This window comes from Microcoleus sp. CAWBG27, from assembly GCF_020883145.1.
Lineage (GTDB): Bacteria > Cyanobacteriota > Cyanobacteriia > Cyanobacteriales > Microcoleaceae > Microcoleus.
The window spans coordinates 1-13,015 of record NZ_JAHREU010000079.1 but is presented as its reverse complement, the minus strand read 5'-3'; the positions used below and the strand labels follow the sequence as shown (position 1 = coordinate 13,015).

Sequence of the window (13,015 nt, the reverse complement as noted above, 5' to 3'; positions counted from 1 at the left end):
GAGTTATTAGTTAAAGAGCTAAAAAATCATCGCTCATCGCTCAAAGATTAAAAACTATCCCTTTGTCTCCAAAATCGGTGAAGTTTCCTAGCTTCGCCGCATTCCAATTTTTCAATTTTAAATTCTTAATTACCCTTGAATCTACTGTGCAATTAGACTTAAACCAGCTTTGCGAACTGCTGACTGTTTTAGACAAAACAGGCATTTCGGAACTGACATTAAAAAGTGGGGAGCTTGAACTGACTGTACGCAAAGGCATTATTGCCAGCGAACCAGCCATGACTGCTGCACTCCCAGTTACTGCGGCAAGTGTCGCTCCGACGATCGCCCTGGGCCCTGTTTCTAGCCCCACTGCCACCCCACAGGATGCTGTTAGTCAAAATGCAGCAGCGACTCCGGCCATGCCTGCACCAGCCCCTGCTGTCGCAGCTCCTGCTGCCGTCTCTGCTCCTGTCGATACCAAATGGGTGTCAATTATCTCGCCCATGGTAGGAACGTTTTATCGCGCTGCTGCTCCCGATGAGCCACCTTTTGTCAATGTGGGCGATCGCATCAAAGTCAGCCAGACAGTCTGTATTATCGAAGCAATGAAGCTGATGAACGAGATTGATGCTGATGAAGTGTCCGGTCAAGTCATGGAAATATTAGTGCAAAATGGCGAACCTGTCGAATACGGTCAAATTTTAATGCGAATTAATCCGGATTGAAGCATTACTTTATTGTTATGGACAGAATAAATGCTAATATTTCGAGATCACTTCTCCCCGGTGAGTTTGATGAAGTCATCCCAGCCTGTCCCGCAAGAGGTTGTGCAACAAGTTGCTGAGTATTTCAGTATTCTGAGCGAGCCAATGCGTTTACGAATTTTGAACTTGCTTCGCGACGGCGAAAAATGCGTGCAAGAGTTGGTGGAAGCTACTCAAACGAGTCAAGCCAATGTTTCTAAGCACCTAAAACTTATGCTCCAAGCTGGTATCCTCACTCGCCGCAGTGAAGGAACATCAGCCTATTATAAGGTGCAAGACGAGTTAATTTTTGAGCTATGTACTATGGTGTGCGATCGGCTTGCCACTCGGATCGAACAGCAAGCCCTCCACTTTCGGGCATTTAGCCTGACTACCAAGCACTGAAAATTAGTCATTAGTCAGCAATCATTAGTCAGCAGTCATTAGTAATCAGTTCCCAGTCAACAGTTATCTCAAATCCGGTAACTACGGAATTCTACCCTGCAAGCGAGCGGGACGTTTGGCTCCGCGATCCGAAGCGAGCGACACGCTCGAATTGCACTCCGAAAATTATTATTCCGATGCAAATGTTAACGATATCATCAGCAATCAGTTATCAGCTATCAATCCCTATTTTCTGCATTCAGACTAATAACTTCTAACTAATGACTAATAACTCCCAACTCCTAACTAATAACTAATAACTCCTAACTCCTAACTCCTAACTAATGACTAATCAATCAAAAGTTAGTTAAGGGGAAAATTTTTGTCAAAACTTTGGCGGGTACTCGGTTGAGCCACCTCCAAACCTTCGCCTCCCAAAAGTTCCAAAGGCTTACCGTCCACCGAAATCCAAACCTTAGTATTCGGTTTTAAACTGGTAGCTGTATAGATAACTTGCCCTAACCGACTCGTCATTGAACTGCTGCCTCCCCCCGCAGTAAATTCACGCGACAAATCGACATAAACTTCATCATTCTTGACACTCAAACCCCGGAGTTTTGTTCCTTTAGGTATTTCGCTAGAAACAGTTGCATCCTTCGGCCCGGCCAACAAAGTGTTAAAAGCAGCTTGTAAAGTTGCATCAGGCTTATCAGCTTGTTTGACAGCTACTTTCGTAGGAACTGCCTCAAATTTGCCGATCGCATCTTTAACCCAGTACACTTGGACTGTTTGGGCATCAGCCTGCTGCAAAGGCTTCGGCTGTGGCGACTTGGGCGCCAGAGCCTGAGACGCCAGAGGGGTAGGTCTCTGAGCTTGAGGCGTCTGAACCTGCGGCGTCTGAGCCTGTGGCACCTGCACAGCATTTGGAGGAGGTACGGGGATAATTACAGCAGGGGATTGGGCAGGAGTTGGGGATAGCGCCGGAGCGGTTGTCGGAGCTGAAGACTGCGTGTCTGCGGTGGGCGAACGGCTTGCCGTCCACCAAGCAATGCCCCCTCCAGTCACTAAAGCCAACCCGCAAACACCGGCAATGAGTGCTGTTGTGGAGACGTGGCGTACTTCTTGTCCATCTTTCATAATACAAATCCTCGTTAGAGATAAAGCGCTTGACACGGTGAGGAGCTACTCCCGATCGGCTACATTTGTTTTTGCTGAGATTCTGGAACAGGGAACAGCTAAACCAAAACAATCCTGGCATCTTTAACAGCTTAGGAGCTATATTTCATTTTGACACCCTCCCGCTTAAAAACAAGGTATAAGTCTGAAGGCAGAATCTAGAAGGCACTTATGCTATGGTATATCTGAAGTTTACCTGACATTTTATCTAACTTGTAAATACTATAAATTAAGTAATATTTTCCCAAATATCACAATCGGTAACACGTTGAAAATCTTTAATATTTTTAGTGGCAATAATGACTTTACGACCAGGATATTGCTCTTTGAGCAGACACCATTGAGCAGCCAGAATGCAGTCTACATCAATGTTCTCCTTAATTTTATTAGATTGACTCATAGCTCTTGCCTCCGCCCATAGTTCGGCAGCCTTTTCTAGCAAAGCAAAAGTTACTTCTTGAAATTCAATTAAGTCTCTTAGTTCATCTAACTCTTGAATACTTTTGCTTTTGATACGAATCAATTCACGTCTAAGTTCATAATCACAGATATCAGAAGCAATTATATAAACGCCTTTCGATAACAGGCTATAAAACCATTTCGTGCATTGATAAATCTCTGTAGCTAGCTTCTTATCTTCAGACAAATTTTCATCAAGATTTGTTGCCAGCAAAGCAAGAATATTAGAGTCTAGAATTACAATCACTCTACAATTTCCATCCTTTTTCTTCTCCAATACTTTCCATTTGCTCAAGTCGTGAATTTGCCCAATCCATAGCAGATTGGTTTTTCTGAATTTGCATTTCACGAGTAAATATTGGATTATAAGGAGAGTCAATCAAATGTAATTTTTCATTTTGTGTTCGGTCTTCTGCGATTTGCCATAATACTGCTCTAGCAGTGTTTTTTAATCCAACTAAATATGAAAAAACTGACTCGTTCTGATTGGCTCGATCGGGTTTTAGATTAGAATCATTTAAAAAAGCCAATGCTATATTCTTAATGCACCCTATTAAGTGTTGTGGAAAGTAGACAAGATATTCTTCTAAAAGCTCTGATAGTTTCACCATACCCGTGTATAGCGATCGATATTGACGTACTTTATCTGTTTCTTCTTCAAACGCAATCAGCATAAAACCCTGAGCTATGATTAATTCCCTCAAGCCATCCATGTATTTTTCACGATCTTCAATTTCTTTGAAAGTATCACGGGCGAAAAAGTCACTATATTTTGCTTTAAATTCGTTTAAAAGTGGTCTGTATTCAGAGTAATAAATATCCGCTCTTAGACGTATATCTTTTGCTTCTCTAATCCGTTCTAGTACCTCATAAATTTTCAATCCATCAATAAATAGTTCTTCTTTAGGAATCCGCGCTTCATCAGATTTAAACAGCTTTTCTAAGGCGTGTTTGATTAAACTTAGTTCACCAAACATCACCTCCTCACTGTTCGATGGCAATGCTCTAATTAAATTTTCTGTAGTGACTGTCATAGGAAGCCGACTCCATAAATAAAGGCTTTTATGATTTATGAGAGCACATGAGCTACAACTAGCGCGCTCCTTCTATTATCATAAACGATCATCTCGCTAAAACTGTAATTTTTCGCAAACAAAAAGCGCCCCTATTTCTAGGGGCGCTTTCTGTTATCTCAAGCTAAAACTTAGCCATTGATAGAAGGAGCAACCAAAGCCACAGGAGTTGTTTCACCAGCGGCCAAGTCGAGAGGGAAGTTGTGAGCGTTGCGCTCGTGCATTACTTCCATACCCAAGTTAGCGCGGTTGATGACATCAGCCCAGGTGTTGATGACGCGACCTTGTGAGTCGATAATCGATTGGTTGAAGTTGAAACCGTTCAAGTTGAATGCCATTGTGGAAATACCCAAAGCGGTAAACCAAATGCCAACTACTGGCCATGCACCTAACAAGAAGTGCAAAGAACGGCTGTTGTTGAAGGAAGCGTATTGGAAAATCAAACGACCGAAGTAGCCGTGGGCTGCAACGATGTTGTAGGTTTCTTCTTCTTGACCGAATTTGTAACCGTAGTTTTGCGATTCGGTTTCGGTTGTTTCACGAACCAAGGAAGATGTTACCAAAGAACCGTGCATGGCGGAGAACAAGCTACCACCGAATACACCAGCAACTCCCAACATGTGGAAGGGGTGCATCAGGATGTTGTGCTCAGCTTGGAACACGATCATGAAGTTGAATGTGCCGGAGATACCCAAGGGCATACCGTCAGAGAAGGAACCTTGACCAATTGGGTAGATCAAGAATACTGCGGTAGCTGCTGCAACTGGTGCAGAGTATGCTACGCAGATCCAAGGACGCATACCTAAACGGTAAGACAGTTCCCATTCACGACCCATGTAGCAGAAAATGCCGATGAGGAAGTGAAAAATTACCAATTGGTAAGGGCCGCCGTTGTACAACCACTCATCCAAGGAAGCAGCTTCCCAGATTGGGTAGAAGTGAAGACCGATCGCATTTGAAGAAGGAACAACAGCACCGGAGATGATGTTGTTACCCAGCATCAAGGAACCAGCAACTGGTTCGCGGATGCCGTCGATGTCCACTGGAGGAGCAGCGATGAATGCGATTACGTAACAGATTGTGGCAGTCAGCAAGGTAGGAATCATCAAGACGCCGAACCAACCTACATAAATGCGGTTGTCGGTGCTGGTGACCCAGTTGCAAAACTGCGACCACAGGTTGGCGCTTTCGCGCTGCTGTAAGGTTGCTGTCATGGTTTTATGATTGCTTTATTTGGTTTTCAATGTTCGTGACGGCTTTGTGTTCCGCCATGTAAATAAACATAAAGCTTTTATTTCGGTTTGTAAAGGGGTATTAAGCACAGTTTTTGTTATAAGTGTCATAAGTATAACTAATGTATATCCGTAAAGCTTACTATACAAGGGTTTAAAGGCTGAGAGCGGAATGGGATGGCGATCGCACCAAGAAAAAAATGCTCATAATTTAGCTGATAACGAGATTCGGGACTGGCCTGAGTGTTAAGATAAATGAAGGAGCGCGATCGCCAACCGCAAAACTCCCAGTGAGACATATATGTTATTGCGTAAGTCCGATCGATAAAAATCCCAAGGAATGTCCCGCACTGTCACCTACAGCCCTGCCTATACGTTGGTTCCCACCTACGAGTGTTACAATCGCTGCACCTATTGCAACTTTCGGGCCGAACCGCTGCAAAGTCCTTGGCTAACACTCACAGAAGCCGAAAAACAGCTCAAATTGCTGCTTCCTCAAGGTGTAATTGAAATTCTCATCCTCAGCGGCGAGGTACATCCCCAGAGTCAACGGCGCAAAGCCTGGTTTCAGCGGATTTACGATTTGTGCGAACTGGCACTTAGTCTCGGATTTTTACCGCATACTAATGTGGGGCCGCTCAGCTTTGAGGAGATGGCACAGTTAAAACAGGTGAATGTCTCAATGGGGCTGATGGTAGAACAGTTGTCCCCCGATTTGTTACAAACGGTTCACAGACACGCACCGAGTAAAGTGCCGGCGCTGCGGCTCAAACAGTTAGAATGGGCTGGGGAATTGCAGATTCCGTTTACCACTGGTTTGCTGCTGGGAATTGGGGAAACTGAGGCGGATTGGATTGAGACGTTGGAGGCGATCGCCCGGATTCATTCGCGCTACAATCACATTCAAGAAGTTATTTTGCAGCCTCACAGTCCGGGAAACAAGCAAAGTTGGGACGGCGAAGTTTTTGATGCTACAAAAATGCCACAAGTAATTGCGATCGGCCGCAGCATTTTACCATCTGAAATCTGCCTACAAATTCCGCCGAATTTAGTTGCACAGCCCGACTTATTGCTAGCTTGTTTAGAAGCAGGTGCGAGAGATTTAGGAGGAATTGGGCCGCTGGATGAAGTTAATCCCGATTATCCTCATTTGCAACACCAAACCTTAACAGAAATTTTAGCAGCATCCCGATGGCAGCTCGTGCAGCGTTTGCCTGTTTATCCTAAATACGATAACTGGCTGCCGCAAAAATTGCAAACTGCTGTCAAACAATGGAGAGTTGGTGCCAATATTTATCAAATATGAATTTTACAAAGGTTTGTAGTGAGGATTTTAGTCGGCTGATTTGGATGCGGACTAAAGTCTTCACTACGAACCTTTCTTTGAAAAATAGCATTTTTATCGAACAGTATGTTTGCCGATTAAATGGAGAGTTGGTGCCAATATTTATCAAATATTAATTTTCCCAAGGTTCGTAGTGAGGACTTTAGTCCGCTGATTTGGATGCGGACTAAAGTCCTCACTACGAACCTTTTTTTTTAAATAGCATTTTTATTGAACAGTATGTTTGCCGATTAAATGGAGAGTTGGTGCCAATATTTCTCAAATATTAATTTTCCCAAGGTTCGTAGTGAGGACTTTAGTCCGCTGATTTGGATGCGGACTAAAGTCTTCACTACGAACCTTTCTTTTGAAAAATAGCATTTTTATTGAACAGTATGTTTGCCGATTAAATGGAGAGTTGGTGCCAATATTTCTCAAATATTAATTTTCCCAAGGTTCGTAGTGAGGACTTTAGTCCGCTGATTTGGATGCGGACTAAAGTCTTCACTACGAACCTTTTTTTTAAAAAATAGCATTTTTATTGAACAGTATGTTTGCCGATTAAATCGATGTTAAATCAAAGAACCGCCGCCATCAATCCAGACTTCAGTACCAGTAATAAAGCTGGAGGCATCGGATACCAGAAATAACATTAATTGAGCGATGTCTTCGCTGGAACCTGCGGTATTATCAGTCAACGGAATCACATCTTTAATACAATCAGGCGGGACTAAGATGCGATCGAGATGGCGCTTAACGGTACTTTTATCGATCGCAGTCAGTACGCCGCCCGGACAGATTGCATTGACTCTGATGTGGCTGGGTGCAAGTTCTAGCGCCAGCATTTTTGCAAAAGCTACTTGGGCTGCTTTGCTACAAGCGTAAGCTGTAGCGCCAACTTTCCTGAAGCTTCTGGTGCCATTAATCGATGATGTAATGACGATGGAACCTCCTTGTTTTTTGAGATAAGGAACAGCATACTTAACCGTCAAAAAAGTTCCTGTGAGGTTGATGTTAATTGTCCGATCCCATTCATCCGGTTCTATCTCTTCTATCGGCGACCAGACACCATTAATCCCCGCATTTGCGAACACAATATCAATTCTTTGATATTCGTCAAAAATTGTTTCAAATGCCTGTTTCATATGCTTAGAATCAGCCACATCTGCGACAATTGCCAACCCGCAACCTCCTTTACTGACCAACTCGCGGACGGTTTCTTGTGCTGTTTCTAAAGTGCGATCGATAATTGCAACTTTTGCGCCTTCCTGGGCCATTAAGATTGCTGCTGCACGTCCAATGCCCGACCCGCCGCCCGTAATTACGGCAACTTTTTCTGCAAGTTTCATAATTTTTTATTTAAATAATTTGGTAGCGCGATCGCCTAAAAGTAAGATTAGAAAGAGAGGACTGAAGTCCTCACTACGAACAGGCTTTAATCAGCAAAAATCAGAAATAGCCAAGTAAAAAATGGTTGGATAGGACGATCGTAGCCGTAAGGTGCGCAGCGCGCACCCTACTTCAGATAGAGGATGCCGTCAATATTAAGGTAATGCTTAGGGCTGAGGAACCCAGACAGAAACTGAACCGGCGTTGCACCTAAAATCAGCCCAACCATCGTCATTAGTTGCGATCGGTTCTTTGATGTGTTCGGTGATGTCAATATAAGTTTGATTTGGATGTCCGACTTCCATAAACTTAGTGCCATCGCCTCCGTTACTGAGTACCACAGCCATAGCGCCCGGATGTTCTTCATCTCCGAGTCGCGTCCAGCCAATGGTGTTCGCGTGGTCAAAGTAATCGTACTGATTCCCGTAGGAATAAGTTTGGCGTGCGAACAACAATTTATCGAGAATTGCTTGATGTTTTTCTAACCAAATCTCGTATTCGCTGCCATCTTTTCCTTTGTCCTTATAGTTAGCGCCGTAATAATCCGGGTAAAAAATACACGGATATCCTTCGCTGCGTAGCAGGATTAAAGCGTAAGCTAAGGGTTTAAACCAAGCCTCGACAACTGATTCAAGAGATTGTAAAGGCTGCGAATCATGGTTGTCAACCAAAGTAACCGCGAGGGTTGGTTGGTCTTTTACCAGGGTGTTGTCAAAAATGGTACGCAAGTCGTAGCTATTGCCGGCTTTGCTAGCAGCGTGGAAGTTGTAGTGGAGTGGCGCGTCAAATAACGATACTTTACCATCCGTTGCTTGGATGAAGTAGTGCAAAGCTTCCACTTCGTAAGACCAATATTCACCGACGGCAAATAGGTCGCGTTTGGCATAGTTGCGGACGTGTTCCAACCATTCTTGGAAAAATTCTGCTGCTACGTGTTTGACGGCATCGAAGCGAAAGCCGTCAACGTTTGTTGTATCGACATACCACTCGCCCCAGTATTTTAATTCTCCGGTGACTTCTGGGTTGTCCATATCTAAATCGCAACCCATGAGGTAGTCAAAGTTGCCTTTCTCTAAGTCTACTCCGCGATCGAATTCTTTGCCTTTTAGCAGGTAAACGGCATGGGTGTCTGTGTTGTAAACGTTGTAATCAATAGCGTCAAAATGCCACCAATGCCACTCCATGCTGGAATATTTTTTTTCGCGGCCGGGGAAAGTAAAATGCGTCCAAGCTTTGATTTTTTGATATTCGCCTACGGTGTCATTGCGGTTGTCTGGATTGAAGGGTGTGGCTTCGGCTTCTTCTTCGGCATCGGCACCTAATTTGTGGTTGAAGACAACATCGGCATAAATCCGAATTCCTACATCTTGTGCAGCTTTGATCGCGCGCAAATATTCATCTTTTGTGCCGTATTTGGTGCGTACCGATCCTTTTTGGTCGAATTCACCTAAGTCGAATATGTCGTAAACACCGTAACCTACATCCATCCCGCCGCCGGTTCCTTTATAGGCGGGCGGCAACCACAGGGATGTTACACCAATTTTTGCTAAATCTTTTGCAGATTCTGCTAGCTGATTCCACAGGCTGCCATCAGCCGGGTTGTACCAGTGGAAATACTGCATCATGACGCCATTGACTTGAGACATATTAAGTTTCTCCTGTTTTGTAAGGTTGTCAGATATATTTTTGTTCGTTGTCGGTGCGCTCTAAATATGTCTGCAATTTACGGTCAATACTTATCATAAAATGTTGACCTTAATAAAGATATCTATCTGTTGATAGATTGACAATTGAGTGTGTTTTTGCTAATACTGTTTTAATATATAATTCAGTAAAAAATATGTTCTATGATTTGTAAATTTGGGTTCAGAAACTTGCTGAATATTGTTGTTTGCTGTTTGCGTTTGAAGCAACACAATCAAATTGGTTGGCTCGTTTGGACTTGAGTTATATGATTTTTACTGCGGACTGAAGTCCTCACTACTAACCAATTTGATGCGGACTGAAGTCCTCACTACGAACCTAGTAGAGGATTCTTGGATTTGTCGATCGCACAACTACCAACCACCTCTTGACGATAAACGATCAAGTTGTTGCAGGTTCTGCGGCTACTCGCTCAATCTTAGTTTCCCAAGTACCATCGATCGCCAATTCGAGCAATCTAAATCCGGGCCCGATGGTGTCGAGGACAATGGGATGGCTTTTGGGTAGCAGTTGGATGCAGGTACTCGGCGTGCCCAAGTAGGACACTAAGCCTCGCTGTTGCTGAAATTCTTGGTGAATGTGGCCGCAAAGGACTATTTTGATTTGAGGGTATCGATCGACAATTGCAAAAAATTCATCGGCATTGTGCAGCATCATGCTGTCCATGATTTCACAGTCGATCGCCAGCGGATGATGGTGCAAAGCAATCGTAACAGGTCGATCGCCCGTTTGTTGCAGTTGAGAGTCCAGCCACTGCAAGCTGTCTGGGGAAAGCCGCCCGCCGTCGCATCCGGCTTCGACACTCGAAAGCAGCAGAAACTGCCAGTTTCCCTGCATCCACGATTTTTTTGGGGAAATCGGCGGCTGATTTAAGATTTCTGTCATGACTGGGATGTTGTCGTGGTTTCCCGGTATCCAGTAGGCGGGAATTCCCAGGGGGGCGATGAGGGAAATCAATCGCTGGTAAGATTCGGGTGTTTCGTCTTGAGATAAGTCGCCTGTGAGCAAGAGTAAGTCGGGGGACGGCTGTATCTGTTGCAGGCGATCGAGAACTGCTTGCAGGGTGCGGGTTGTCGAGATTCCTTTCCATTGTCGATCGCACACTGCAAACAAGTGAGTGTCGGTGATTTGGGCGACGAGTAGCGGAGAATTTGGTGTCATGGCTGCTGTTGCGGGTGAAGCGGAGGCGATCGAGCTATTTCTAGATTAGCTTGGGATAGGGTTTTGAGGGCTAACGAACTTTGGGCGATGGAAATTTTTTACAGATATGTTGAAATAATCAGGATTTAGTGTATTATCGTATAACGTCAATTTTCAGACGTAGCGGCGGCATAGCCAAGTGGTAAGGCAGAGGTCTGCAAAACCTCCACCCCCAGTTCAAATCTGGGTGCCGCCTTTATTTCGTTTGTCTCGGAAAGCCCTGGAACTACGTATTTACCTTGACTTCAGGATTGTAACCGATTGTATATTACCCACAATTGTGTATAATTAACCATAGAAAGTAATACAGTTTTAATACCGTGGAAAACCCAAGCCGTGGGCGGCTCAATCAAGCGAACGGCCGGCTTAGGTTGGCAAAGACTGGAGTGGCGATCGTCCAGAAATGCGATCGCCTTTATTTGCAAGCGACGCTTCCACCAAGACCTGCATCAGACAAGGCGCTTCCGTATCAGCAACAAATCGCTCTGGGTGTTCATGCAAATCCCGCTGGCATTTCTTTAGCCGAAAAGGAAGCTCGCAGGCTGGGTTTTTTGATTGACTCTAAGAGCTTCGACTGGGGATTGTATGGCGATACTAATCAGAAAATAGAAACGATTACCGATTTGGCTCAAAAATTTGAGGAGATGAAACGGCATGATGTTTCTGACACCACATGGGAGACTGACTATGCACGACCACTTGCAAAGTTGCCGGCGGGCGAACAGATCACGCCAGAATTACTGATAGCCACGATCGCAGAGACTAAGCCAAATACCCGTCAGCGCCGTCGGTTCTGTCTGGCTTTTCGTCAGTTGGCGCAGTTCGCAGGGATAGACATTGATGTCAGCGACTTGATGGGAAATTATTCACCAACAAAGGTTCAGCCGAGAAATTTGCCGACAGACGAAGATATAGCGAAAGGGTTCGCCCAGATTGAAAACCTTCAATGGCAATGGGTTTACGGAGTGATTGCCGCATATGGCCTGCGTGATCACGAAGCTTTCTATCTTGACATGAGCAAATTCCCGATCGCTCAAGTGCTTGAGGGTAAGACTGGCTATCGGCAGTGCTGGCCGCTGCGACCGGAATGGGCAGAGCAATGGGATTTGGTAAACGTCAAAAGACCGCCTGTTACTGGTCGGTGCCATGCCGATTTTGGCGATCGCGTTTGTAAGTTTTTTTCCAGATCATTGATAGATTTTCGGGCTTACGATTTACGGCACGCCTGGGCAATCCGGGCTATTGGTTTTGGTCTAGACACGTCGCTCGCCGCTAAACAGATGGGACATTCTCTTGCCACGCACACACAGACATATCACCTCGCCCTTAACGAGCGCGAGCAGCAGCGAGCTTACGATCGAATTTTGTCGCTGCAAAGGTGGGTTAAAAATGAGCCACCACTAAAAGGAAAATGATGCAAAATTAAATGTGTGAAGAATAAGTCCATCTTGAGAAAAATTATGGCGCAAATCGAAATATGGCTGACATCTGGTAATGGCAAAATTTTAAGCGTAGATCTGACATCGCTCATCAAGGATTTTTTTTGGGAATCGGATCATATCCCTCTTGTTGGGGACAATGTAAACATCGATTTGGATTATTTCCCACACGTAGCCTGGCGTGGTGATGTTGGCTCGATCTGTGGCAAGGTTGTTGAGCGTGATTTTGAATCTTGTTCTCAAACAGTGATGCTCACTCTGGAGATAGAGCGCCTGATGGGGCAGTGCTTGCAGAGAATAGAAAGTCGCAGCCGTTTAAACACGAGTTTGGACTCGACAAGCTAGAACAGCGGTGAGCTTACGATCGGTTGATGAGTCGTTATTCGTCTTTGGGTAGCATTTGACTCTCGAAATACGCCTTGTTTTTGTCACCGAGTACCGCTGCGTAAGGGTTGTCTGTGGACTGATGGCGTATTCCTTTTTTGAGTATTGAGTCGATGTCTGTGCAGTCTACCTCTACGTATCTAACGACCTTGGTTATTATCCACTGGTCTTTCCCTTCGACTCGTTCGTGAAACGTGTGAATGCCTTTTCTTAAGAATATCCTGTTGTTCCATTTGATAGTGAATTCCGGTAACTGAGCGACATACTCACTAAAAACCTTACGTCCGAGCGAACGACTGAATTCGATGCCAAAAGCGCCGTGACTGATAGGGATTCCAGTCAAAAGGACGATAAGGTACTTGTGGGTTTTGTTTGCCATCTTTTTATTGTGGTGTGGTTGTAACCCACATTCCGCAGATGTGGGTTTGATTTTTTTACCAGTTGTGAAAACTGGAAGCCCAAAAACTTTTGGGCTGAACCTATGCGGTTTTAGAGTTACAGATACTTGTCAAATTCACCTAAAATA

General features: G+C 44.6%; 13 protein-coding genes and 1 tRNA gene. 6 read left to right on the top strand and 8 right to left on the bottom strand.

The window, feature by feature from the left end; translation table 11 throughout:
* Positions 1-146: 146 nt before the first annotated feature.
* Together accB and QZ938_RS28800 are read left to right on the top strand one after the other, a co-directional pair.
* A complete protein-coding gene (accB, locus tag QZ938_RS28805) occupies positions 147-707 on the top strand; it encodes an acetyl-CoA carboxylase biotin carboxyl carrier protein (protein ID WP_293355189.1) in 561 nt (186 codons plus the stop codon).
* Positions 708-737: 30 nt separating this feature from the next.
* Complete coding sequence (locus QZ938_RS28800; protein WP_293155637.1) at positions 738-1,130, top strand: helix-turn-helix transcriptional regulator; 393 nt, start codon at positions 738-740, stop codon at positions 1,128-1,130.
* Positions 1,131-1,472: 342 nt separating this feature from the next.
* On the opposite strand, the gene QZ938_RS28795 is transcribed toward QZ938_RS28800, so the two are convergent.
* The 4 genes from QZ938_RS28795 to psbA form a co-directional block, all read right to left on the bottom strand.
* Positions 1,473-2,246: a GerMN domain-containing protein gene (locus QZ938_RS28795; protein WP_293155640.1), complete on the bottom strand. Its 774-nt coding sequence runs from the start codon at positions 2,244-2,246 to the stop codon at positions 1,473-1,475.
* Between the two features lie 268 nt (positions 2,247-2,514).
* The gene (locus QZ938_RS28790; RefSeq protein WP_293155643.1) at positions 2,515-2,991 is read right to left on the bottom strand and encodes a hypothetical protein; all 477 of its coding nucleotides are present in this window, start codon (positions 2,989-2,991) and stop codon (positions 2,515-2,517) included.
* A gap of 1 nt (position 2,992) precedes the next feature.
* Positions 2,993-3,778, bottom strand: a complete 786-nt coding sequence (locus tag QZ938_RS28785) for a hypothetical protein (protein WP_293355186.1) — start codon at positions 3,776-3,778, stop codon at positions 2,993-2,995.
* A gap of 170 nt (positions 3,779-3,948) precedes the next feature.
* A complete protein-coding gene (gene psbA / locus QZ938_RS28780) occupies positions 3,949-5,031 on the bottom strand; it encodes a photosystem II q(b) protein (protein WP_293155649.1) in 1,083 nt (360 codons plus the stop codon).
* A gap of 358 nt (positions 5,032-5,389) precedes the next feature.
* On the opposite strand from psbA, the gene cofG reads away from it, so the two are divergent.
* The gene (gene cofG / locus QZ938_RS28775; protein ID WP_293355183.1) at positions 5,390-6,355 is read left to right on the top strand and encodes a 7,8-didemethyl-8-hydroxy-5-deazariboflavin synthase subunit CofG; all 966 of its coding nucleotides are present in this window, start codon (positions 5,390-5,392) and stop codon (positions 6,353-6,355) included.
* 590 nt (positions 6,356-6,945) lie between these two features.
* Here cofG and QZ938_RS28770 read toward each other — a convergent pair.
* The 3 genes from QZ938_RS28770 to cpdA form a co-directional block, all read right to left on the bottom strand.
* Positions 6,946-7,722 carry an SDR family NAD(P)-dependent oxidoreductase gene (locus QZ938_RS28770; protein WP_293355180.1) on the bottom strand — a complete coding sequence of 259 codons (777 nt, stop codon included), beginning with the start codon at positions 7,720-7,722 and terminating at the stop codon, positions 6,946-6,948.
* Between the two features lie 207 nt (positions 7,723-7,929).
* Complete coding sequence (locus QZ938_RS28765; protein WP_293155658.1) at positions 7,930-9,408, bottom strand: alpha-amylase; 1,479 nt, start codon at positions 9,406-9,408, stop codon at positions 7,930-7,932.
* 439 nt (positions 9,409-9,847) lie between these two features.
* Entirely contained in the window at positions 9,848-10,627 is a 780-nt protein-coding gene (gene cpdA / locus QZ938_RS28760; protein WP_293355177.1) for a 3',5'-cyclic-AMP phosphodiesterase, read from the bottom strand.
* Between the two features lie 164 nt (positions 10,628-10,791).
* On the opposite strand from cpdA, the gene QZ938_RS28755 reads away from it, so the two are divergent.
* The 3 genes from QZ938_RS28755 to QZ938_RS28745 all read left to right on the top strand — a co-directional run bounded on the left by QZ938_RS28755 (position 10,792) and on the right by QZ938_RS28745 (position 12,450).
* Positions 10,792-10,862: transfer RNA gene (locus tag QZ938_RS28755), tRNA-Cys, on the top strand.
* Positions 10,863-10,986: 124 nt separating this feature from the next.
* Positions 10,987-12,081 (top strand): site-specific recombinase, encoded by a 1,095-nt coding sequence (locus QZ938_RS28750; RefSeq protein ID WP_293365664.1) that lies wholly within the window; start codon positions 10,987-10,989, stop codon positions 12,079-12,081.
* Between the two features lie 45 nt (positions 12,082-12,126).
* A complete protein-coding gene (locus tag QZ938_RS28745) occupies positions 12,127-12,450 on the top strand; it encodes a hypothetical protein (protein ID WP_293355171.1) in 324 nt (107 codons plus the stop codon).
* A gap of 34 nt (positions 12,451-12,484) precedes the next feature.
* Here the strand turns inward: QZ938_RS28745 and QZ938_RS28740 are convergent, their stop codons facing one another.
* Positions 12,485-12,832, bottom strand: a complete 348-nt coding sequence (locus QZ938_RS28740) for a hypothetical protein (protein WP_293355168.1) — start codon at positions 12,830-12,832, stop codon at positions 12,485-12,487.
* Between the last annotated feature and the right edge of the window lie 183 nt (positions 12,833-13,015).

What these genes read in the sequence shown, in the direction of transcription:
- QZ938_RS28800 (WP_293155637.1), top strand. Translation starts at nt 738, where the DNA reads ATGCTAATATTTCGAGATCACTTCTCCCCGGTGAGTTTGATGAAGTCA.
- QZ938_RS28795 (WP_293155640.1), bottom strand. Translation starts at nt 2,246, where the DNA reads ATGAAAGATGGACAAGAAGTACGCCACGTCTCCACAACAGCACTCATT.
- QZ938_RS28785 (WP_293355186.1), bottom strand. Translation starts at nt 3,778, where the DNA reads ATGACAGTCACTACAGAAAATTTAATTAGAGCATTGCCATCGAACAGT.
- psbA (WP_293155649.1), bottom strand. Translation starts at nt 5,031, where the DNA reads ATGACAGCAACCTTACAGCAGCGCGAAAGCGCCAACCTGTGGTCGCAG.
- cofG (WP_293355183.1), top strand. Translation starts at nt 5,390, where the DNA reads ATGTCCCGCACTGTCACCTACAGCCCTGCCTATACGTTGGTTCCCACC.
- QZ938_RS28770 (WP_293355180.1), bottom strand. Translation starts at nt 7,722, where the DNA reads ATGAAACTTGCAGAAAAAGTTGCCGTAATTACGGGCGGCGGGTCGGGC.
- QZ938_RS28765 (WP_293155658.1), bottom strand. Translation starts at nt 9,408, where the DNA reads ATGTCTCAAGTCAATGGCGTCATGATGCAGTATTTCCACTGGTACAAC.
- cpdA (WP_293355177.1), bottom strand. Translation starts at nt 10,627, where the DNA reads ATGACACCAAATTCTCCGCTACTCGTCGCCCAAATCACCGACACTCAC.
- QZ938_RS28745 (WP_293355171.1), top strand. Translation starts at nt 12,127, where the DNA reads ATGGCGCAAATCGAAATATGGCTGACATCTGGTAATGGCAAAATTTTA.